Raw genomic sequence first — 22,935 nt, forward strand, 5'->3', positions numbered from 1 at the left:
TAATTTATATAGATTAACGCAGCTCAACAGGAACGGCAAATACGATATTCTCTTCTTCACCTGGGTTTTCAACTACCTGCTTGCCGCCTAGCTCTTTTAAGCGTGCAATAACTTGTTGTACAAGCACTTCTGGCGCAGAAGCCCCCGCAGTTACTCCCACAGCGTTAGTTTCGCCAAACCACTGTGCTTCAACATTTGTTGCATCATCGATTAAATAAGCAGTTGTGCCCATTTTATCTGCAAGTTCACGTAAACGGTTAGAGTTAGAGCTGTTTTTTGCCCCCACAACTAATAGCACATCTACTTTGTCTGCTAAATCACGCACAGCATCTTGACGGTTTTGTGTCGCATAGCAAATGTCATCTTTGCGCGGGCCATCAATTGCTGGGAATTTTTCGCGCAGCGCATCAATTACATCTGCAGTGTCATCTACTGAGAGCGTTGTTTGGCTACAATAAAATAGGTTATCAGCATTTTTAACGTTAAGTTTGGCAACATCTTCTGCGGTTTCTACAAGGTAAATACCACCGCCGTTATTGTCATACTGCCCCATAGTACCCTCTACTTCTGGGTGTCCATGGTGACCAATTAAAATACACTCAATACCTTTACGGCTCGCACGCGTTACTTCCATATGCACTTTAGTAACTAATGGGCATGTTGCATCAAATACTTTTAAATCGCGGCGTTTAGCTTCTGAGCGTACTGCTTGCGATACACCGTGGGCGCTAAAAATAACAATGCTGTCATCAGGTACTTGGTCTAGCTCTTCAACAAATACGGCACCACGGTTTTTTAAACCATCTACTACGTAGCGGTTATGAACGACCTCGTGGCGTACGTAAATTGGCTTTTCAAAAATATCTAAAGCGCGCTCTACTATGCTAATTGCACGGTCTACCCCTGCACAAAAGCCTCGCGGGTTCGCTAATAAAATATCCATTAGCCTTGCACCTCAATAATATCTACTTCAAACGTTAAACGTTGACCTGCTAACGGATGATTAAAATCTATAGTAACCGACTCACCTTGTACTTCGCGTACCAGTCCTGGCAGCTCAGTACCATCTGGCTGAGTAAAGGCAATAATTGCGCCGACTTTAGCTGGCGTTTCTACACCAAATTTACTGCGTTCTACATAGTAAATATTATCTGGATTAGGTTGGCCAAAGGCGTCTTCTGGTTCTAACTCAAACGTTTTGCTTTCGCCTGCACTTAAACCTAGTAAGCACTTTTCAAAATTAGCCGTTAAGCTGCCATCACCCATCGTTAACTTGGCTGGTTTATTATGCACCTTGGTTGAGTCTGCGGCAGAGCCATCTTCTAGTTTAATAGAAAAGTGAAAAATAACCTCTGAGTTTTCACCAATTACAGCTTGGCTCATGCTTTATGCTCCTTCGGACTTTCGCCTGTAAAGGCATCAAATAATAATAATGCGGCACCAATACAAATTGCACAGTCGGCAATATTAAATACTGGAAAATGCGAGTTTTTATAAAACACATGTATAAAGTCAATTACATAACCATAAGCAACACGGTCATATAAATTACCAATAGCGCCAGCAAGCACTAACGCATAAGCACTACATAATATTTTATTTGTCGCTGGTAAACGCTTTAACCACCACACTAATAGCGCACTAATAGCAATGGCAATAAAACTTAAAAACCAACGTTGCCAGCCACCCGCTTCACTTAAAAAGCTGTAGGCCGCTCCATAGTTATGTACGTAGGTAATACTAAAAACAGGCAGTAAATTAATCGACTCTTGATAAGCCATGGTATTTACAACAAGTGTTTTAGTGGCAAAGTCTATTACAAGCAGTAATAGACTTAACCAAAGCCACACTAAACCACTTTTTTGGGCTAGTTTGCTCACTGAGTAAAGCTCCTAAGCGAATTGACGCTTTTCACCTTCGCCGTCAACATTGCTTACACAACGACCACAAATTTCAGGGTGTGCAGGCTCTGAGCCTACATCATCGCTGTAATGCCAACAACGCTCACATTTAGTTGCATCTGTGGCTGCTACGCTGATGTACAAACCTTCAATTTCAGTTGTTTGTGTATCACTTGGCTGGCTATCCACTGCAGATACTGTGACCGCAGACGTTAGTAATACAAAACGTAGCTCATCACCTAATGCTGCTAACTTATCAGCCAGTGCTTTTTCGGCGTATAAGTTAACGCTTGCTTGTAACGTTGCGCCAATCACTTCTTCTTTACGGGCTGCTTCTAGTACGCGGTTTACTTCGTCACGTACATTTAGAATCGCTTGCCAGTCATCGTTGCTAAATTGGCTGTTTGTCGGTGCGTGTAAACCGTCGTACCATACCGATGTAAATACGTAATCGCTACGCTCGCCCGGTAATGCTTCCCAAATTTCTTGAGCTGTAAAGCTCATAATTGGCGCCATCCAACGAGTCATTGCTTCAGCAATATGATAAAGCGCAGTTTGACAAGAACGACGTGCATGACTGTCGCTTTTTGCTGTGTACTGGCGGTCTTTAATTACATCTAAGTAGAACGAACCAAGCTCACCTGTACAGAAGTTCATTAGCTTTTGCGTTACTAATAGCATTTGGTAGCTATCGTAAGCTGCTAAAATTTCTTCTTGTAATTGGGCTGCACGGCCAACAATCCACTTATCAAGCTCAACCATATCATCAACAGCAACTTGGTCTGTTTTTGGATCAAAACCACTTAGGTTAGCTAACAAGTAACGGCTAGTGTTACGAATACGGCGGTAGCGATCTGCAGAGCGTTTAAATATTTCATCCGATACCGTCATTTCGGCGGTGTAATCGGTAGAAGCTACCCATAAACGTAAAATGTCAGCGCCAAGTTTATTCATCACGTTTTGTGGTGAAATAACGTTGCCTAACGATTTTGACATTTTGCGGCCGTTTTCATCTACGGTAAAGCCGTGCGTTAGTACTTGCTTGTAAGGTGCGTGACCGTTAATAGCAACTGAGGTCATCATTGATGACATAAACCAACCACGGTGCTGATCAGAACCTTCTAGGTATAAATCGGCTGGGCCAACTAACTCTTCTCGTGCATCAACAACACATGCATGTGTTACGCCCGAATCAAACCATACATCTAACGTATCTTGTACTTTCATGTATTGCTTGGCATCTTCTTCGCCTAACAAGGTGGCAGGCTCTAAGTCATACCATGCTTGAATGCCTGATTTTTCTACCAGCTCTGCAGCTTGCTCAATAAGCGCTTGCGTATTTGGGTGTAAAGCACCAGTGTCTTTATCAACAAATAAAGCAATTGGCACACCCCAAGTACGTTGGCGTGAAATACACCAATCTGGGCGACCTTCAACCATGTTCGCAATGCGGCTTTCGCCCCACTCTGGCAACCATTGGGTGTTTTTAATTTCGCTTAACGAGTCTTGACGTAAGTTAGCCTGATCCATGCTTACAAACCACTGCGGTGTAGCACGGAAAATAATAGGTGTTTTGTGGCGCCAACAATGCGGGTAGCTATGCGTAAGCGCATGATGATGCATTAAAGCACCGCGCTCTGTTAGTACGTCAATTACACTGGCATTTGCTTTAAATACATGCTGACCAGCAAATAATTCTGTATCAGGTAGGTAAACGCCATTCGCGCCTACAGGGTTTGCTACTTCAAGATTGTAATTTAAGCCTGCCGCGAAATCTTCTTGACCATGGCCTGGCGCGGTATGTACCACACCCGTACCTGAGTCAGTAGTAACGTGGTCAGCTACAATTACCGGTACATCAAAATCGTAAAATGGGTGAGCAACGTGTAAGTTTTCAAGTGCTGCACCTTTAACATAACCTAGTACGTGGAAATGATTAAAGCCATAACGGTCCATTGCATCTTTAACAAGCTCTGAGCCTAAAATTAAACGTTGCTGTGAGCCTTCATCATCTACTTGTACTAAGGCGTACTCTAAATCTGCATGCACTGCTACCGCACGGTTAGCGGGTAAGGTCCACGGTGTTGTAGTCCAAATAACAGTACCTACACTGCCTTGGCCTTTATGGCCATCGGCTAAATCAAAGGCATTAACAACCGCGTCTTGATCTGCAAATGTAAAACGTACGTCAATCGCTGGAGATTGCTTATCTTGGTACTCTACTTCGGCCTCTGCTAATGCAGAGCCACAGTCTGTACACCAATGCACAGGCTTTGCACCTTTATGAAGGTGGCCATTTTTAATAATACGACCAAGCACGCGAATAGCGTTTGCTTCAAAGTCATAGTTCATTGTTAAGTAAGGTTTGTCCCAATCGCCAAACACACCTAAACGTTTAAAGTCTACTTTTTGACCTTCAACTTGCTTTTTAGCGTAAGCACGGCATTTTTCACGAAACTCGCTCGCGGTTACTTTAACGCCAGGCTTGCCTACTTTTTTCTCAACCATTAACTCAATTGGCAAACCATGACAGTCCCAACCAGGCACATAAGGTGCATCAAAGTCAGATAAAGTTTTAGACTTAACAATTATGTCTTTTAAAATTTTATTTACTGAGTGGCCTAAATGGATATCGCCGTTTGCATACGGAGGGCCGTCATGCAAAATAAAGGTCTTTTTACCTTTTTTAGCGCTGCGAATTTGACCGTACAGGTCGTCTTCATACCATGCTTTAAGCATTTTTGGTTCACGTTGTGCCAAATTGCCACGCATTGGAAACTGTGTTTCCGGTAAATTCAAAGTATGTTTGTAGTCGCTCATTAATCCTACTTTCCGTATCTATCGGCTACCTAATTTAAACCAAAACACTGTTTTGCGGCGGCAACATCGGTTGCAATTTGTGCCGTTAACTGTGTTAATGTCTCGAATTTTTTCTCATCGCGAAGTTTTTTTATTAACTCCACGTGCATAAACTGTCCATATATATCTTGTGCAAAGTCAAAAAGATGAACTTCTAACAAAGCACGAGTTCCATTAAAAGTGGGCTTGTTACCAATATTGGCTACCCCATAAACGTGTTTTCCGGCAATGTTTGCTTTTACGGCAAACACCCCATTTACAGGGCAAACTTGGCGTTTAAGCGCTATATTTGCAGTTCGAAAACCAAGCTCTCGACCTTTTTTCCAACCATGTATTACACGCCCTGAAATAGCATAATTATGCCCTAGCATTAACTTAGCATTTTCTAAGTCGCCTGCGGCTAATGCTTCACGTATTAGTGTGCTGCTTACTCTAGCATTTAATTGGCGAAAACTCGCGGTGCTTTTTACATCCATGCCCGCTTGTTTGCCCATGCTGAGCAGTAAATTAAAATTCCCTTGGCGCTGTTTACCAAATTTAAAATCATCACCTACTGTGAGTGCTTTAACGCCTAGCTTTTTAATTAAAATATCACTAACAAATTGCTCAGCATGCATATTGGCAAATTGTTGGTTAAAGCTAATACAAATAACCCGCTCAATACCTAAGTTACTTAGTAATCTGAGTTTGTCGCGTAACCGAGCAAGTCGAGCTGGCGCATTGTTTTTAGCAAAAAACTCTTGCGGCTGCGGCTCAAATAACATCACAGTACTGGGTAAGTTATGTGCTTTGGCATCCGCTAACAGCCCTTTTAACACTTCGCCATGGCCTAAATGCACACCGTCAAAATTACCAATAGTCAACACACAACCATAATGTTGCGCTCGAATATTGTGTATACCTCTAATTAACTCCATGCCACCTAATGCCTTTTTCAGCGAGTATTATTAACGACTTTAAAATCGTTCAAAACCACAGGGCTGCCGATTATAATCTTTTTTTTAGTTTGATTCAGTAGTTGCTACACTTTTTATCGTATTTAGTCTTACACCAAGTAAAAACAGCACCGCAAAGTAACTTATTGCGGCAATTACTAGCAATGCAATTAACAACATTACTTGCTCAGAAAAGTGCCATGTAGCCCAATAATAACGGCTGCTGACGTACCACGTTAGAGCGCCCATTACCAAGCTTGCCACTATGCACTTTACGCTAAAGCGCAGGCTCATTGCAGAAAACTGATACACGTTTTCTTTTTTAAGTTGCCTGTAAAGTAAAAAAGCATTGCAGCTGGCCGACATAGACGTTGCTAAAGCAAGCCCTAAATATCCTATAAACGGGGCTAACATAATATTAAATACCATATTAAGCACCAGCGTAATAATACCAATGCGCACAGGTGTTTTGGTATCTTGGCGCGAGTAAAAACCCGGCGCTAGCACTTTAATAAGCATAAAGCTAACTAACCCTACCGAGTAGGCAACCACCCCTAAGCTTACCGCTTTAACATGATCAACATCAGCGTCTTTAAATGCGCCGTGATCAAATAACACAGTAATGATAAGCGGGCTTATAATCATTAAACCAACCATGGCGGGTATACCTAAAAAAATCACAAAACGCACCCCCCAATCTAACGTATGCTGAAAATCACTGAGCTTTTTACTGCTATGTAATTTAGAAAGTGCGGGTAAAATAACGGTGGCAATACCAATACCAAATAAACCAAGTGGAAACTCAATTAACCTATCTGAGTAATAAAGCCATGCGATAGAGCCCGTCATTAATAGCGAGGCAATCATGGTGTCGAGCAGGAGGTTAATTTGGCTTATTGAAACACCAAATAATGCCGGTAGCATAAGCTTACGCACTTTTTTAACGTTCTCGTCTTGCCACGCCCAGCGAGGACGTGCCAGCATTTTTGCTCGGTATAAAAATGGTAACTGAAACAACAATTGCACCACTCCGCCCACAAATACACCAATGGCTAACGCATACGCCCCCACGCTAAATTTGTCGTGCAATAAAATGGCGCAGGTAATAATTGAAATATTAAGTAATACGGGCGTAAAAGCAGCCACTGCAAAGCGGTTATACACATTCAATACCGCACCGCTAAGTGCTACCAAACTAACAAATAACAAATACGGAAAGGTTAACTTTAATAAGGAGCTTGCCAGCACAAACTTTTCTGCATTAGGGCCACCTTGCCACCAATCTATAAACCAGCCAGTACCAAATAACGCGGCAATAACAGGCGAGGCAATAACGCCAAAAATAGTCACGCAAAGCAAAATTGTGCCCAGCGTACCGGCAGCCTGTGCTACAAATAACTTAACTTTATCATCGCCATGGTGTTCTTTAATTTCGCTAAGTACAGGCACAAATGCCTGAGCAAAGGCCCCCTCTGCAAATAGACGGCGTAAAAAATTGGGAATACGGTTAGCAAACAAAAAAACATCAGCAGCTGCACTAGCACCTAATAAGTTTGCAACGACAGCGTCTCGTACTAACCCTAAAATACGCGATATCATTGTCATACAACTTACAATCATACCGGAGCGAAATAATCCTTTTGACACCTTAAACCTACTTAAAAACCTTTAGTTAGCGCAATTATGCCACAGTCTTTTTTATAAATCGCTTTAAAGCACTAGGCTGGGCGTCTGTGCTTTGTTACAATAGCGATATTAACTGCTAAAGCGGCAAATTGATGTTCGTTATAAGGAGCAGTTTTTCTTGAGTTGTTAAATTTAAATTGACATTCATGATAAAAACAGGCATATTCCACGGCCTTTAATTTAAGCTTTATTTAAGATTGTTAGGAGCAAACCTTGGCTAACATCAAGTCTGCAAAAAAACGCGCTATCACTAGCGAAAAAAACCGTCAGCACAACGCAAGCCGTCGTTCAATGATGCGTACTTACTTCAAAAAAGTAACCGCTGCTATTGAAGCTGGCGATAAAGAAGCTGCACAGCAAGCTTTCTCTGTTGCTACACCTATCCTAGACCGTTACGCAACTAAGGGTCTAATTCATAAAAACAAAGCAGCTCGTCATAAGAGCCGTTTAGCAGCTAAAATTAAAGCGCTATAATTTGTTTTATGATTAAAAAACCGGCCTAGGCCGGTTTTTTTATATCTAAAATTTGGTATTTAGCAATCCGCTAAACTTTAAGCTAATTTAACGCATTACTATTAAAGCTGGTTAAACATTTTCCAAATCGGGATAAAACTTTTTCAACATGGCCGCAATTTTCTTAGGCGTAAATGGCTTAACCACAAACCCCTTAGCACCTTTATCAATGGCTTCTTTAACATTTTCTACTGCTGAATGGGCCGACACCATCACCACATTAGTTTCAGGGTTAATGTCATTAATTTGCGCGATTAACTCTTTTCCATCGCCGTCAGGCAGTTCAATATCTAAAAAAATCATATTGTAATTAGCCGCTTGGCATTCGCTAATGCATTGTTTAGCCGTTGAAGCCTCTTTAACGTTTTCTATTCCTAAGTGCATGAGCGTTTGGCTCAAAAAACTACGCACTGTGCTAACATCATCTACTATTAAAATTGATAGCTGCGTATCCATGTATCTTCCTCGTAGGCTAAAAGCATTGTATAAGTTATTATATAACTAGATATTTAATCATTTTATTATAGAGACCTACGCTCAAAAGGCCAGATTTGCTTTATGTCAAACAACACAAAAAAACAATCATTGCTTGGTAAAACACCACAAAAAAGAAAAACCCCTGTAAAAAAGCCCCGCAATAGGCCGCAAACAGCACCGCAATCTTCAGCTAACCTAACATCAACCCCAGCGGAGCAGCCTGTAAAGTCTAAAAAAGGGTTACTTATTACGCTGGCTATCATTTTTGCTGTAGCCATTATTTTTCCAAAACCAACTTTGCTCACCTATAAAAAATTAGGGTTAGTGAGCGAAAGTATTTATTGGCCTGGGGTCTTTGGGTATGGCCGTACATTACTTGATTCAAACTTACACCCGCAGCTAGACGAGAAGCGCAATGCCCTTTATTTATGCACAGATATGAAGGCGCCGCAAAGCTGTCAAAAGTACCAACTAATAAAAAATAATGGCTTTTTTGCAGCACTAGCTAGCTATATTTAGCATTAAAAAAACTAATCTGAAAATTTAAAATTACTTGGTTGAAAGGTGTGCAAAAGATCAACATAATGGCGCTCCTTTTTTCAACAACTGAACTATTGAAACGACCATGCTAAACGAGCTAGATTGGCTTTTAAACACTGTATTACTTGCACTAGGTTTAGGTGCATTCTTTATTAACCACATAACAATACTGCGTGTTGCAGCGATTAGTGCATGTGGTCTGTTATTTTTGTCTTTTAGCTTGGATTTAATGTCGTCGAGTGTTATTTCGAATATGAGTTTAGTGTTGATCAATACATTTTACTTGTTCAAAGTGTATACGTTTGGACAATTTAATGTAACGCAGAGTTAACATTTCCCCTTAGAATATTTTATAGCCCAGCCTTGCTGGGCTTTTTTATTTGAAAAAATTAAAAGGCTTGGGGAACAGATTGAACTAAGATAAAATTTATCTCGTATTAATCCTCATTTAGGTCTTACTATGTCTTTATCTGATTTCGATTTATTTTTATCTTCTATGGAAGATGTAAAACCTATAAACCACGATACTGTAACTCCCCTTGCAAGTAATCCCAGTGCCACTCTTGCCCAACAAGAAAAACGCAAAGCTGCCGAGCTTAGCCTTGCGAATGACGAAAATTACTTACAATCTGAGCATGTAGAGCTTTTAGACCCGCATGCATTACTCAGTTTTAAAAAAGATGGCGTACAAAGCGCAGTATTTAAAAACTTACGCTTAGCTAAATACCAAGTTGATGCCACATTAGATTTGCATGGCCAATTACTTAAAAACGCACGCACAACATTATTTAACTTTATTACTGATTGCCACCAGCGAAACATTCGCGTTGTATTAGTTCGCCATGGCATTGGTATAAAAAATAAAGCTAAGCCCGGTATACTAAAGAGCTATGTTAATAAGTGGCTACAGGCTCTACCCGCGGTATTAGCGTATCATACCGCTTTAAAGCACCATGGTGGCAGTGGCGCAACGTATGTGTTGCTTAAAAAAAGTGATGAGAAAAAGCATGAAAACCGAGAGATCCATGCTAAACGGTACTAATTAACTTATTTTACTAAATACCAGTAACGAAGCGCACTTTAGTAATTAAATGGCCTAATGAAAGGTGGGTACTCTTTAATGATCTGGCTTTATTAGGCCAAAAACAAATTAACAGAGCCCACTTTTTATAATTTGCCTGCAAATGCACTTATTCACTTTGTGAAGTTTGTGAACTTTTGCTTTGTGGCACTTGATCGGCACTTGCTTGGTTAAACCAAGCAGACACGCCTAGCACTATAATAGAAAACACTACTAAACTTAGTTTTACTCCGCCTTGACTTGATTTCATACGTTACTCTTATTATTTTTATTTTAGTGACTAAACTTCACAATAATTAAAATTACAAATGTTAACAAGCTGTTTGTTAAACTGTTTTGCTATCTATCAATAACCTTTTGTTCTATTAACCCGATTATTTAATGTAAGGCCGCTTTTTAGGCGATTAATATTTTCTGCAATTTGCGCTGTTACGCTATTTAAATCAGATAACGCGGCGCAGTGTGGTGTAATCGTTATTTTAGCGTTATGCCAAAATGGGTGGTCGTGCGGTAGCGGCTCTTGGGTAAATACATCGAGCGTGGCAGCCCTTAACATTTCACTGTTAAGTGCGTTTATTAAATCTTGCTCTACTAGGTGCTCACCTCTGGCAACGTTAATAACACAGGCATGGGCCGGTAACTTAGCTAATAAATCGGCATTAATAATACCCTTAGTATCTTTAGTTAGCGGCAGTAGGCATACCAAGTAGTCAATTGTAGGCAGCATTTCATTAAGGCCTTGCAGCTGAGAATATAGATGCACCTGCTCATCGCTTTTTTCAGTTTTTGACCAAGCGCTTACCGTAAAGCCATTCAGGGTTAGTTTTTTGGCGCACGCTTTACCTAGCTCACCAAACCCTAAAATACCCACGTGATTATATTTATATGCACGCTTAGGTTTATAATTGCATTGTGATTGCTTAACAAAATACTCTTTTAAACGCAGCTTGTGCGCAAGTAAATGGCCTAGCACGTACTCTGCCATATCTTGAGCAAGCTCAGTATCAACAATGCGAACCACGTCTACCTCTTTAGGCAATAAAGACATATTAATACTATCTACACCCGCCCCAAACGATGACACCGCTTTTAAGTTAGGTAATTGCTGCCACAAATTATCTGGTGCATTCCAGGCTAATACAAACTCTACATTGTTGAGCTTTTTACACTCTGGCCATTGCATTATTTCTTCATTGGGTAATAGCTCTTTTAGCTTTGCAATTAGCTTTGTATTATCTCGCCCGGTAATGGCTACTAATACCGACATAGAAGCTCCTAATTTTATTGAATAAATTTTATCTACACTAATAAACAACTGAGCAGCTCGTTATGTGCTCTTTAAAAAGTCACACAACTGCAAAGTAAATGTCACACCCTTTTTTTACTCTAAACAGGATGGCGAATAGGCCAAATTGTAAATGAGGTTAATATGATAAGCGTTGATAAAGTAATAGCAGCAAACTTACCACAATTAGAGAACTCCCCTAAAGTAAAAGGTTTAGTTAAAAAGGGGCTAGGCTACTTATTACATGAACAAGAATTTGTCGCCTTTGGCGATGCTTACCCCCATTTACAAGGGCTAGAGTTTGTTGAACAAGTGCTTGATGAGCTTGACTTTGATACCCGCTACAAACCAAAACAAATTGAAAACATACCCAGCGAAGGTAAGTTAGTTATTGTGGCTAACCACCCCATTGGCTCGCTCGACGCACTTGCGCTGATAAAAGTACTTTCCAGCGTTAGGCAAGATTTAAAAGTGGTTGCCAATCGCATGCTAATGTCGGTCACCCCTATGCATTCATTGCTGTTGCCAGTAGATAATTTATCGGGAACCAGTAAAAAACAAGAATTAAGTAATATACAAAAACACTTAAAAGATGAAGGTGCGTTACTTATTTTTCCTGCGGGAGAGGTCTCGCGTTTAAGCCCTACCGGTATTAAAGATTGCAAGTGGAACAGTGGCTTTTTACGCATGGCTAAAAAAGCAAACAGCCCTATTTTACCTATTTATATAAAAGCTAAAAACAGCCCGCTTTTTTATGGCACCTCAATGATTTACAAACCACTTGCGAGCTTATTATTAGTAAAAGAAATGTTTAAGCAGCGACAAAAGTCATTAGAGTTTGAAATTGGTGCTTCCATTCCGCCTGAGTCATATTTAATCGAAAACTTAAAAGATAAAGAAATCGTTAATCTCATTCGCAAGCAACTTTATCGCCTTACCACTAAAAAGCCCCTCCCCCTTAAAACCCAAACCCCTATTGCAATACCTGAGTGCCGCAAAGAGCTTAAAAAAGCCATAGAGAGTTGTCAGTTATTAGGCAAAACACAAGATGGCATGCATATTCATTTATATCAGTACACTGGCAGCTCACCAGTGTTTAGAGAGCTTGGACGACTGAGAGAAATTGCCTTTAGAGCGGTAGGTGAAGGCAGCGGGAAACGCCGCGACATCGACAAATATGATATGGATTACCAACACTTAGTGCTATGGGATCCTACGCAGCTAGAATTAGTGGGGGCATATCGCCTTGCTTGTGCAAAGGAAATAATAGAGAAACATGGCCGAGAAGGCTTATACACCGATAGTTTATTTAGTTACACACAAGCAATGAAACCGTATTTAGAGCAAGGTATAGAGCTTGGCCGCAGCTTTGTGCAACCTAAATATTGGGGGCGTAAAAGCTTAGACTACTTATGGTACGGTATTGGCGCATTTATTAAAAACTACCCGCAATATCGTTATTTATTTGGCGCGGTAAGCGTTTCTAACGCCTTGCCTGAACAAGCAAAAGCCATGCTCGTGCATTACTATCAACATTATTATAAATCAGAGCAACACCTCGCCACCCCCAATAACGAGTTTAAATTAAGCGAGCAACAACTCACTCAGTGTAAAACTGTTTTTAGTGGCAACGATGTAAAAGAAGACTTTGTAGAATTAAAACATGTACTGGCCAATATGGGGGCACAAGTTCCTACGCTATTTAAGCAATATACTGAGCTGTGTAAGCCTGGCGGCGTAAAGTTTTTAAGCTTTAGTATCGACCCCGACTTTAACAACTGTATTGATGGGTTAGTGCTGGTAGATTTACAAAACGTAAAAGAAAATAAAGCCAAGCGCTATTTAGGTTAGGGCGTGTTGAACTTTACGGATTGAAATTTGTTCAATCTAGGGGCGATTTAATCGCGGCGCGAGGTTTGTAACCTAGTGGGCTAAGTAAAAACCGAGCAACAAAGAGTTTATCGCCCCTAGGCAGAACCCGAAGGGCAGCGCATGTTTGGCATTTATGCTGCGTTATCGCCTATTTATGGGGAATAACCACACTTCATAGGCTCTGCCTTGCCTAAAAACCAAACATACTGCTGCAAACTCAATCATTAAAGATCAACACGCCCTACTCAAACAAACAGCGAGGTGATTCTCGCTGTTTATTTTTATTGGGTGATTACTATTTATGGCTAAAAATTCGCGCTAATAAGTCTGTGTAAATGGCCTCAATTTTAAGTAAATCATCAACCGGAACATGCTCGTTTACCTGATGAATGGTACTATTTTTAACGCCGCACTCAATCACTTGGGTATGCTGGTTTGCAAAAAATCGGCCATCCGAAGTACCGCCACTGGTACTTAACATGGGGTAACTCCCTGTTTGCGCATAAATGGTGTGCTCTAACTGCTGCAATAAACTCCACCCGTTTGTTGGTGGCGTATAATAGGGCTCACACGCTCGCTCCCATTCAACCTCCAGGTGCTGGGCGTATTCACTCAGCGCCGCTGATATACAGTGCTTTATTGCATTGCTTGTATAACCATGGCTATATCGCACATTGAAGGTAATTTCGCATTCACTAGGCACTAAATTATCAACAACATTATTTATATTAATGCCGGTCACTTGCAAGGTGGTTTTAGAGCTTGGCTCATCGTCAGGCCATGTTAAATTACTTAAACAATTTACAATATTACCCGCAATATGCGCAGAATTTATAGTGTTCTGTGGGTAGGCAACATGTCCGGCCTTGCCGTATACTTTTATACGAGAAGAAATAGCGCCTCGGCGACCATTTTTAATTGTATCGCCTACGTGTGAAGAGCTTGTCGGCTCACCTACAATACAGCCATCAAGTTGTATGTTATTTTTTGCTAAACGCGCGGCTATTACCTCTGAGCCAAATTCTGCCTCTCCTTCCTCATCGGAGGTAATAAGCCAGTAAAAACGCCCTTTTTTACTTTTAGTCTCTTTTAATAGTGCCTTAGTAGCACCAAGCATAGCCGCCACGCCGCCTTTCATATCGGCAGCGCCGCGACCATACACGGCATTATTAATAATATTGCCGGCAAAAGGCGGGCTTAGCCAGTTGCCCGACTCTGCGGGCACAACATCAATATGCCCAGAAAACGCAACACAAGGTCCTTCTTGCTCAAAACTAACGTAGGCAATTAAATTGGTAACGCCTTCACAAATAAACTGCTCACAGTTAAAACCAAGCGCAGTTAACTCATTGCTAAGCCAATCTATGGCACCGCCTTGGTTAGGCGTTACAGACTCAAACCTAATAAGCGTTTGCGTATTTTTTACCACCGCGCTTAAAGGCTCACTTACACTGTTTTGCGATACTTTTGCAACAGACATAACAACACACTCAATAACCATAAGAGAGATTATTAAAGCGCGAGAATATGACCAAATAATGGCAAAGTTAATACAGTGCGATGACCGTTAAATATATAACTGTGTCAATTAATTAAAATACTTTTTGCACTGACTTTAATCTAAATCAAGAAAAGGGTTCACATACTTCAAACATTTTTGAAACTTTGATCTAGAACAGGTTTTCAACGCTCGGAGATTGTAATAATAGCGTCAATCAAAAAGTAGTTATTGGAGCACAACATGAAAACCCAAATCAGCATTGCATTACTTACCTCTTTACTTGCTATTGCCCCTGCAGCGCACGCTAACCTTAGCGTTAATGTTGGCGCTATTAATGTAAATCCAGATAACAGCAGCTCGGCAATTAACGAAGCGCCAACACTGGGCCTTAAAGGCGACTCTGACACGCAGCTAGGTATTACAATCGATTATGCATTTAACGATAAGTGGGTGGTAGAGCTTATTGCCGCTACGCCGTTTTCGCACGATGTAAATGGCGCGGGTGGGTTAGCTGGCAATAAAATTGCCGACATCAAACAGCTTCCGCCATCATTGGTTGCGCAATACCACTTTTTAGATACAAGTTACGCGCTACGCCCGTTTATTGGTGTAGGGTTAAATTACACCACCTTTTTTGACGAGCAGCCTTCTCAAGCGCTAAAAGCAACCCTAGGCACTGATGATGTTGAAGTAAAACTCGATGATTCGTTTGGCTTTATTGCACAAGTAGGCGCTAACTATAAAATCGATCAACATTGGGGGCTACATGCCATGGTATCAATGATTGATATAGATACCGATGCCACAGTGTATGCAAACGGTGCAAAAGCCCTTACATCAACCGTTGAGCTTGACCCTGTCGTTGCCATGTTTGGTGTTAGGTACAGCTTTTAAATAAGTTTACAGCGCCTATGTTCTATGTGTTTAAGGCCGAAAGGCCTTATTTTATGAAAATTATTTAGGAAGGTTATTCACCTTTTTTTGCTCAAGCATTTCTTTCCAGTGCATAATTTCACTTGGCAAAATAGGCGCTACACCATCAAACTCGGCTACTTCGAGCATTTCTTCAATACTGACAATGCCTTTTTTGTTTTTAAACACACCGCGCACATACGCTATTGCATGCAGGCCACGTGCAGAATGAAACTTTTGTTCAATGTAAAAATATTTATGATCCCACCCCACCAGCTTGGTACTAATGGTATAACGCTGCATAGGTTTAATATCACGAATATAAGTTATGGCTGTAGCATTGACAATAGGAAACCAACGGCGCTTCATTACTTGTTTTAATAGACCAATTCGCTCAATCATCCAAGTGCGCGACAAGTCCATCATAGCCAAATAACGCGAGTTTGTTAGATGCAGGTTTATATCGCAGTCTGTTGGTAGCGCTTTGTAATCAATATCGACAGTATCAAGTAACTGTTGGTAGTCGCGGTTGCGCTTAATTTTAAAAAATAATAAAAGAAGTCTAATATATAAGTTCACGAGAAGGTCTTACCAGTATAAAGTTAACTCAGTGTAACATAGCCACTTGTTAAGGCGAATGTTCTGTTTTAATCTCAAATTATAAATATAAAAAAGTCATAGTATGAAATATAAATTAGCGACACTTTTCACAACCAGTTTATTATGCATTAGCACCTGCGCACTGGCCGATTTTACTATTAAAGGCCCAGGTACGGTAACTTACCCAACAGGTATAGAAAAAACCTTTAATTTTGGCTTTGCATGGCAGCAGCAGCTTGGTAAATTTTCGATAGGTAGCAAAAGCTACGATATGTCGCAATTACCTAACTCATACTCGGTGGCAATCACTTTAGCTAAAGACGATAGCCAAGTGTGGGTACAAGAGTTTAATAATGGCTTTATTGAAGCGTTTGATTGGCAAATAGGTAAACATACTGTCAGTTTAAAAAAACAGCAATTTAAAGACCCCGTAAAAGGCAATTACGTGATTGAGCTGAATGGCCGCAGTTACTTTTTTACTCGTAATAACGCAAGCATAGTGATTAATTTTGATGAAAATGGCATAGAAACTATCGCCATTGATGGGGTTACTAAAAACATGGGCACTAAGAGCTAGTGCCCAGTAAGCCGGCTATTAAACTTTAACAGTTTTGCGATTAATACCGTAATCTCGTAGTTTATTTGCCACTGCAGTGTGGCTAAGCCCTAAACGCTTAGCTAATTGTCTTGAGCTTGGGTAAGCCGGATACAATTTACGTAGCAAAGTTGCTTCAAAACGTTTTACAGCTTGATCTAACGACCCTTCAAAGTCTGATTCTAAATAGCCTAAATCGTGGGTAAAGGTAGGCAATTGCAAATGCTCTACACGTAGCTCGCTATCATCAAGTAACGACACCGCCCGATAAATTGCATTTTCTAGCTGGCGCACATTACCCGGCCACGGGTACTCTTGTAAAAAGCGTAAGCACTCTTGTGATAAAAGCGGAATTGCGTGACCGTTTTGCTGTGCGTACTTTTGAATAAAGTGCTCGGCTAATGGGCCTACATCAGCTTTACGGTCTCTCAGTGGTGCAATCTCTAATGTGAGTACATTAATTCGATAGTATAAGTCTTCTCTAAATACACCCTCTTGCACCATCGCGGGTAAATCTTTTTGTGTGGCTGCAATTATACGCACGTTTACTTTTACTTCGTTTTCGTCGCCCACTTTTCTAAATGTGCCGTCTTGTAAAAAGCGCAGCAGCTTTGTTTGTAGCTGTGTAGACATTTCGCCAACTTCATCTAAAAACACAGTACCGCCATCGGCTTGCTCTAGGACCCCGCGTTTAGGTGCGGTGTTTTCTTCATATCCGGCGTAACCAAATAATTCAGATTCAGCCACATCATCGGGCAAAGATGCGCACGAAAGTGCAATAAACGGCTTAACCGAACGATTAGAGGCATAGTGGCACGCACGAGCAAGGAGCTCTTTACCTGTGCCAGTTTCTCCGGTTATTAAAATGGGTGCTTCTAGCTGCGACATTTTGCGTGCTTCGCGCACTACCCGGCGCATAGCAGTACTAAAGTTGTGAATAGTTGCAAAGCTTTCTTGCCCGTAACGTCTAAAGGCACTGACCTGCTGACCAAGGCGGCTTTGCGATTTTATATTTATAACCGCACCAGCTAACACGTCACCTTCACCACCTTGCGGGACGGCAATCGGTAAAATATCGGCAATAAAGTCTTCACCGGCAACATCTACCCGGGTTGTTTGTCCAAGTACTTCTTTGCCTTCTAACCAACGCGTAAAGTTAAACCCTTTTAGTAGGTTATTAATATTGGCCCCTACCACTTCTTTTTCGCTCAACTGTAGGTCTTTACAGGCAGCGTCGTTACACAAACGTACCCACCCTTTTGCGTCAATCGAGATAACGCCATCGGGAAGTGCACGCAGCAGTGTATTTAATTCGTTATGCTCTCGCTCAGAGGGTAAAAAGGCGGTTGTGCGAACATCATGTACGCCATCAATCAAACGAATAGAAGGCATAATTTTTTGAAATTGCTCAAATTCAATTTCAGGAAAGCTTACATACATACGGCAATTTACCGAATCAACCTCAATCCCTTTTAAGTCAACATCGTAGTTTACTAAAATATTTAGGATCTCTTGGGCAATACCTACACGGTCGGCACAATGAATATCTAGACGCATACATCCTCGAATAAGGAAAAACTATATTAGCCGAATAATACGCTAACTCCGTTATTCAATACAGTAAATTGTAAACAAATTTGGACAAACCACCGTCTTTATCGCTGTAAACTCACGCCTATAAACATCAAACTGTAATAACGTGCAGCTTAAAACTAAAAAACGCAGCGTGTAAGCTGCGTTTTAAAAGGGATCATGCATATATGCTATTAATTTTGCGGATATGGGGTCCAGTCTCCGCCATCTAATTGAATATAAGGGCGCTTATTAACATACATCATTATTGTATCGGCGTTTTCGGCTACTTTAGGTGCACGAGGCAGCGTATCAACTAAGTCGGCAATATTGCCATTACCTGCAAAAAAGTTTGTGCTAAGCACGCCACTAATTAGCTCCGATAAACCAAAGTAACTTGTTGATTCGCTAACAAGCGTTTGTGAATAACTTTGTACATTTTTACCAATAAACTTAATCGCCACCGGAACAGATACAATACTTGGGCTTGGTATCTCACGAAGCCCAGCAAATTGCACTTTATCGCCTTTTAATGCTGCGCCGTGTTCAGGTACTATCATCAGCATGACATTACGGCCACGTTTTTCTAGGTTTTTAATAAACCCGTTAATATCGTTAAATAAGTTTTTATGTCTAATTGGATAACTTTCAAGGCTACTCATGCGGGCTTGATTCGCTAGTTGATTGCCATCATGTAAACTGGTGGTGTTGTAATACATAGCACATGGCGCGCAGTCTTCACCTTTATCATTTAACCATGAGTTTAGTACTGCCCCGTCTGAGTAAATAGGTTTGTTGTCAAACCCGTATTGAGCTACAGGTAAGTTAGTTATATCGTAAGGCTGCTCATCTATTTTACCAAACTTTTTCACCAAACCTTTAAACTCATCAAAGTGGCCGTCGTGGTTCATAACCACATTGCTTTTGTAACCTAAGTTTTCTAAATTTTTAAACAAGTGACACTGCTCTGGCGCATTTTCAAATAAGGCAGTTTGGCTTGTTTGACCACAACTTGCTCGTAGCAGGCGAATTGCAGCAGGCCCAGAGTAAGAAGTAGCCGAATTAAAATCAGAAAACACCACATCAAAATCGCTATATAAATCATCAAGGCTTACGCCAATAGCCTCTAGATCAGCCACGGCCATCGAGCAAATATTTAGTACTATGACATCAAATAACTCGCCATTATATTGCTGAGGGAACTGGCTTGCTAGCAAACTTTGCTGCTGATAAAACTCTTTTAATTGCTGATCAGGCGATTTTGCTTCTTGTGTTACCACCTGTGCTTGTGCACGAGGCGCTGCTGTTTGAACATTATTAGCCGCCACAGGCTGTGTAATTAAATTATCCTCGTTGTTTGTCCCCTGCCAAGCTACAAACATAAGCCCAACTATTGTTACGGTGGTAAAGCGTATCCACTGTGAGCAATACCAAAAGCACACAGTAATAACAAACAGTGCCAATAACATATCAACATTAATAACCCGCGCCATGAGCTCTAAAAAGTAGCCAAAGCTAAAGTCTTGCACGTTACCAGCTTGGCGTGTTAAACGGTCTATAGGGGGCAACCACGAATCTTTATAAAGTAAAACAATGGCCATTACTGCGCCTAACCAATGTTTGGCTTTATTTAGTAAAGGATGCGTGTAAGAAATAGCAAAAAAAGCAGCCAGCGCTGCATTTGCTAATAAGCCAAAGTCGATTGCACCATAATAAAAAAGTGCAAACTTAACTAAAAAATAGAGGTTCCACACCCCTAAGCCTGATAATTTCACTATTTACCCTTCTTTATTCTATTTGGTTTGTAAGGTTCGAGTACTTCATGTTTAAACGTAAGCTGAGCATAGTATTTTTTTATTTTTTTCAGTATCAACGACCCCGACATACATAAAAATACGCCAACTAGCATCGCTAAAATTGCTGTAATCAATAATTGATTAATACTCATACATTACTCTTTATAGCCATTTTGAACGGCACGGCATCTGCGCGCTCGTTTTTAGTAAACTCTGGTGTTTCTAAATTAGTTGCAACACTTGCATCTATTTTTTGCGAAAATTTATAGCTGTCATTCTCTGTTAATTGGGCAGAGTAATCGGTTATATCTTGGCCCGCATAATAACGCCTAAGCTGTTTACATTCTTGCTGAATATAAAAATGATCGGAAATAATATTTTGCTGCGCAAAAAAATCGTTTGTTTCTAATTTAAACAAGTGCTTTATCGCGTTGTTTACATCATTTTCGCGACACGCATGTAAATACAAATACACGGTGTTTTCTACCAAACTGAATACGTCGCCCTCACGCTTTATATGAAATAAATGCAAAGGGTGGATAGGATCAATCCGAGGCAAAAGCTCTAATTTAACCAACACCCCGCTTACCCCTAAATTTACAGCTGAGTCGCTGTGAACTTCTACCTGTTTGGTAAATTCGATAAAAGGCAAGTAACCTTTAAAAAAGGTATTTTCGGTAAATTGAAGTACATGCTCAATAGAAGGCGGTAACGGTCTTGAAAATTGAAACCCTTGAATTGACTGCACCTGTGAGAGCAACCTAGAAGGCTCTGAAAAACTATACAAAATAAGATTAACACCTAAGGTCAAAAATAAGCATTCATCTTGATGGCGGATCACCCCATCAACGTTCTGAATCACTAATTTAAGCCAGCGACCACAGTTTTTTCTCAGCTCAAAACATTGCTTGGCAAGCAGGGCTAAATCGGTATAGCGCGAAACTGCAAATACCAATGTTGCCGCCTCTAATTTAGGGCCTTGAGAAAAAAGCGCATTGTTGTCTTTTATTATTTTATATTTTGCAGGAAGCTTGGTCCCTTCAGGAATAGCTCCTTGTACAATCCACACGTCGTCTTCATCTGCAAATACACCCGATGTTGAGGTTTGTTGTTCCGTAATACTATTTTGCTGCACTTTAAAGCAGCCATTTTCAATCATTAATGGATACTGTACAGAGGCGATGATACCTGTACTGTGATGCCAATAATCGTACTCTAGTACGCGCACTGTTGAATCATTTTCAACATATACCAACCCGTCGAGGTCCGAATTTAACCGCCTTAATAAAAAGCGATAGTTAGTCACCTCAGGGCCAGAAACTAAAAATAAGACGGTCGCTCCTGATTGTGTACTAAATTTTTTATAGGCCTGAACACTTTGAATCAGTTGCTTTTGATCCAATGAAGCTAAATCAGTCGTACTAAAGTGGACAATGACCAATGCATTATTTAGCTGTTTATAAGCATTTAGCTCTTTTAGGGTGTTGTTAATTATTTGTTGCTTTGGCCAGTCGCGTGTATCTGCCGAAAACCTAAACGGATGCACTTTGTGTTGGTCAAATGCATGATTTAATGCATCGCTAAAAGGGCCTTCAAAAAATGTTTCTATTTGAGAAGAAACAATATAAATATCAGAGGCTGAGGGTTTATTAATTGCATGTAATGCCAGTTCAGTAGCAAAATTGTCTAAAGGGGCTAAAATTGCATATAACGATGCAGGTTTTAGCTCTGCAGCAGAGGGCTGCAAGCCTGAAATGTTAAAGTTTTGCACTGAATTTAGCCTATAAAAAATACTTTTTTACTAGTTTTACCCGCTATTCTATATATAATAGACAAATATTGTCCACTTTAAATAAAAATAATAAACTTCACCATAAAGGCAACAATGCGTAATTTAACGACAAAAAGCTCTGAAACCTTAACATCAAATGACATTGAGAACCTTGCACGACGTTTTGGCGGCAAAAGTGAAGATTACGTTGAAATTGTTAATAAACAAAAAAATAAACAAACAATAAAAAAATACGCATTACTGAACGAAATACACCGAGCAGTAAATACGTAAGTAATAATTAAAACGATAGGTAAACAACCCTTTGCAAAGAATTTTTCTAAAAGGCATTAAAGGCGGCACTGGCGCTACTTCTATGGTTGCCAACTTAGCCTGCGTATTAAAAAAGTCGGGCTCTGACGTTATTGCTATAGATTTAGATTCTAAAAGCGATTTGGGCCTGCACTTTGGCCTGCCTTGGCAGTACAACCACGGCTGGAGTAACGAACAGGACTTTGAACAAGCACTTGAGCACTTTCATCAAGATAGTGATGGCATAGTGTTTTTACCTTTTGGCGATAAAAGTGTTAGTACCGCCGCGTTATTCGATTTTATTAACAATTGCAATAAACTGGATTATAACAATAATGCTTGGCTTCTTTTTGATTGCCCTGCACATATTGATATCACCCACTACCCGCTCGATAAAAACGACATAGTAATTGAAATAGTTAATTGTGATGCTATTTGCCACAGCTTAATTTATAAAAAACTACAAACGTTAAAACACACTGACAACCAGTGGAAACACTTCTTTTTAGTCAATCGTTATAACTCTGCATCAACACTTGAGTTTGACCTGTTTTCTTTATGGCAATCTACCTTGCCGCTTATGGCGCCTTTTTTTATAAATAGTGATGAAGTAATTAAAGAGTCTACAGCCTATAGAAATGTAGCGCTTAACTGTGCGCCATACAGTGTTGCTAACGATGACTTTGAAACACTTGCCGGCTGGCTTGTAAGTAAATCGGCCCTGTAG

The 22,935-nt window shown here is 40.5% G+C and carries 23 protein-coding genes; 9 read left to right on the top strand and 14 right to left on the bottom strand.

All coding sequences use genetic code 11. From position 1 onward, the window contains the following. Nucleotides 1-13: 13 nt before the first annotated feature. The 6 genes from ispH to murJ form a co-directional block, all read right to left on the bottom strand. Entirely contained in the window at nucleotides 14-943 is a 930-nt protein-coding gene (gene ispH, locus EJ103_RS11745) for a 4-hydroxy-3-methylbut-2-enyl diphosphate reductase (protein WP_126007797.1), read from the bottom strand. Then, the gene (gene fkpB / locus EJ103_RS11750; RefSeq protein WP_126007799.1) at nucleotides 943-1,383 is read right to left on the bottom strand and encodes an FKBP-type peptidyl-prolyl cis-trans isomerase; all 441 of its coding nucleotides are present in this window, start codon (nucleotides 1,381-1,383) and stop codon (nucleotides 943-945) included. Before fkpB ends, ispH begins: the two co-directional genes overlap by 1 nt. Beyond that, nucleotides 1,380-1,880, bottom strand: a complete 501-nt coding sequence (lspA, locus tag EJ103_RS11755) for a signal peptidase II (protein ID WP_004588359.1) — start codon at nucleotides 1,878-1,880, stop codon at nucleotides 1,380-1,382. The genes fkpB and lspA overlap by 4 nt, the downstream gene beginning before the upstream one ends. Nucleotides 1,881-1,892: 12 nt before the next feature. Further along, on the bottom strand, nucleotides 1,893-4,721 hold the full coding sequence (ileS, locus tag EJ103_RS11760; protein ID WP_054983029.1) for an isoleucine--tRNA ligase: 2,829 nt from the start codon (nucleotides 4,719-4,721) through the stop codon (nucleotides 1,893-1,895). Between the two features lie 29 nt (nucleotides 4,722-4,750). Continuing rightward, nucleotides 4,751-5,677 (bottom strand): bifunctional riboflavin kinase/FAD synthetase, encoded by a 927-nt coding sequence (ribF, locus tag EJ103_RS11765; RefSeq protein ID WP_126007801.1) that lies wholly within the window; start codon nucleotides 5,675-5,677, stop codon nucleotides 4,751-4,753. A gap of 84 nt (nucleotides 5,678-5,761) precedes the next feature. After that, on the bottom strand, nucleotides 5,762-7,342 hold the full coding sequence (murJ, locus tag EJ103_RS11770) for a murein biosynthesis integral membrane protein MurJ (protein ID WP_277600522.1): 1,581 nt from the start codon (nucleotides 7,340-7,342) through the stop codon (nucleotides 5,762-5,764). Nucleotides 7,343-7,594: 252 nt separating this feature from the next. Between murJ and rpsT the strand changes: the two genes are divergently transcribed. Continuing rightward, on the top strand, nucleotides 7,595-7,855 hold the full coding sequence (gene rpsT, locus EJ103_RS11775; protein ID WP_004588355.1) for a 30S ribosomal protein S20: 261 nt from the start codon (nucleotides 7,595-7,597) through the stop codon (nucleotides 7,853-7,855). Nucleotides 7,856-7,966: 111 nt separating this feature from the next. Here rpsT and EJ103_RS11780 read toward each other — a convergent pair whose 3' ends face one another. After that, on the bottom strand, nucleotides 7,967-8,350 hold the full coding sequence (locus EJ103_RS11780) for a response regulator (protein WP_004588354.1): 384 nt from the start codon (nucleotides 8,348-8,350) through the stop codon (nucleotides 7,967-7,969). Nucleotides 8,351-8,452: 102 nt separating this feature from the next. Here EJ103_RS11780 and EJ103_RS11785 point away from each other — a divergent pair, with 102 nt between their 5' ends. From EJ103_RS11785 to smrA, 3 genes are all read left to right on the top strand, one after another. Next, nucleotides 8,453-8,890: a hypothetical protein gene (locus EJ103_RS11785; protein ID WP_126007803.1), complete on the top strand. Its 438-nt coding sequence runs from the start codon at nucleotides 8,453-8,455 to the stop codon at nucleotides 8,888-8,890. Between the two features lie 106 nt (nucleotides 8,891-8,996). Next, the gene (locus EJ103_RS20235) at nucleotides 8,997-9,242 is read left to right on the top strand and encodes a hypothetical protein (RefSeq protein ID WP_083901815.1); all 246 of its coding nucleotides are present in this window, start codon (nucleotides 8,997-8,999) and stop codon (nucleotides 9,240-9,242) included. A 129-nt stretch (nucleotides 9,243-9,371) separates the two neighbouring features. Beyond that, on the top strand, nucleotides 9,372-9,953 hold the full coding sequence (gene smrA / locus EJ103_RS11795) for a DNA endonuclease SmrA (protein ID WP_024032280.1): 582 nt from the start codon (nucleotides 9,372-9,374) through the stop codon (nucleotides 9,951-9,953). A gap of 148 nt (nucleotides 9,954-10,101) precedes the next feature. On the opposite strand, the gene EJ103_RS20160 is transcribed toward smrA, so the two are convergent. After that, entirely contained in the window at nucleotides 10,102-10,242 is a 141-nt protein-coding gene (locus EJ103_RS20160; protein ID WP_164521625.1) for a hypothetical protein, read from the bottom strand. 96 nt (nucleotides 10,243-10,338) lie between these two features. Beyond that, complete coding sequence (locus tag EJ103_RS11800; RefSeq protein ID WP_126007805.1) at nucleotides 10,339-11,259, bottom strand: glyoxylate/hydroxypyruvate reductase A; 921 nt, start codon at nucleotides 11,257-11,259, stop codon at nucleotides 10,339-10,341. Between the two features lie 162 nt (nucleotides 11,260-11,421). On the opposite strand from EJ103_RS11800, the gene EJ103_RS11805 reads away from it, so the two are divergent. Beyond that, a complete protein-coding gene (locus EJ103_RS11805) occupies nucleotides 11,422-13,128 on the top strand; it encodes a lysophospholipid acyltransferase family protein (protein ID WP_029774118.1) in 1,707 nt (568 codons plus the stop codon). Between the two features lie 316 nt (nucleotides 13,129-13,444). Here EJ103_RS11805 and dapE read toward each other — a convergent pair whose 3' ends face one another. After that, on the bottom strand, nucleotides 13,445-14,629 hold the full coding sequence (dapE, locus tag EJ103_RS11810; protein WP_126007806.1) for a succinyl-diaminopimelate desuccinylase: 1,185 nt from the start codon (nucleotides 14,627-14,629) through the stop codon (nucleotides 13,445-13,447). A gap of 261 nt (nucleotides 14,630-14,890) precedes the next feature. Between dapE and EJ103_RS11815 the strand changes: the two genes are divergently transcribed. Continuing rightward, nucleotides 14,891-15,544, top strand: a complete 654-nt coding sequence (locus EJ103_RS11815; protein ID WP_126007808.1) for an OmpW family outer membrane protein — start codon at nucleotides 14,891-14,893, stop codon at nucleotides 15,542-15,544. Between the two features lie 60 nt (nucleotides 15,545-15,604). On the opposite strand, the gene EJ103_RS11820 is transcribed toward EJ103_RS11815, so the two are convergent. Continuing rightward, the gene (locus EJ103_RS11820; protein WP_004588346.1) at nucleotides 15,605-16,141 is read right to left on the bottom strand and encodes a thioesterase family protein; all 537 of its coding nucleotides are present in this window, start codon (nucleotides 16,139-16,141) and stop codon (nucleotides 15,605-15,607) included. 103 nt (nucleotides 16,142-16,244) lie between these two features. Here EJ103_RS11820 and EJ103_RS11825 point away from each other — a divergent pair, with 103 nt between their 5' ends. Continuing rightward, nucleotides 16,245-16,739, top strand: a complete 495-nt coding sequence (locus EJ103_RS11825) for a hypothetical protein (RefSeq protein ID WP_054983023.1) — start codon at nucleotides 16,245-16,247, stop codon at nucleotides 16,737-16,739. A gap of 18 nt (nucleotides 16,740-16,757) precedes the next feature. Here the strand turns inward: EJ103_RS11825 and tyrR are convergent, their stop codons facing one another. From tyrR to bcsE, 3 genes are all read right to left on the bottom strand, one after another. Then, a complete protein-coding gene (tyrR, locus tag EJ103_RS11830; protein ID WP_004588344.1) occupies nucleotides 16,758-18,314 on the bottom strand; it encodes a transcriptional regulator TyrR in 1,557 nt (518 codons plus the stop codon). Nucleotides 18,315-18,523: 209 nt separating this feature from the next. Then, complete coding sequence (bcsG, locus tag EJ103_RS11835; protein WP_024032287.1) at nucleotides 18,524-20,104, bottom strand: cellulose biosynthesis protein BcsG; 1,581 nt, start codon at nucleotides 20,102-20,104, stop codon at nucleotides 18,524-18,526. Between the two features lie 169 nt (nucleotides 20,105-20,273). Next, on the bottom strand, nucleotides 20,274-21,896 hold the full coding sequence (bcsE, locus tag EJ103_RS11840) for a cellulose biosynthesis protein BcsE (RefSeq protein WP_126007810.1): 1,623 nt from the start codon (nucleotides 21,894-21,896) through the stop codon (nucleotides 20,274-20,276). Nucleotides 21,897-22,010: 114 nt separating this feature from the next. Here bcsE and bcsR point away from each other — a divergent pair, with 114 nt between their 5' ends. Continuing rightward, nucleotides 22,011-22,190, top strand: a complete 180-nt coding sequence (gene bcsR / locus EJ103_RS11845) for a BcsR/BcsP family cellulose biosynthesis protein (RefSeq protein WP_126007812.1) — start codon at nucleotides 22,011-22,013, stop codon at nucleotides 22,188-22,190. 31 nt (nucleotides 22,191-22,221) lie between these two features. Continuing rightward, nucleotides 22,222-22,935, top strand: a complete 714-nt coding sequence (gene bcsQ, locus EJ103_RS11850) for a cellulose biosynthesis protein BcsQ (RefSeq protein WP_004588340.1) — start codon at nucleotides 22,222-22,224, stop codon at nucleotides 22,933-22,935.

This window comes from Pseudoalteromonas sp. Xi13 (assembly GCF_003952205.1).
Taxonomy (GTDB): Bacteria; Pseudomonadota; Gammaproteobacteria; order Enterobacterales; family Alteromonadaceae; genus Pseudoalteromonas; species Pseudoalteromonas atlantica.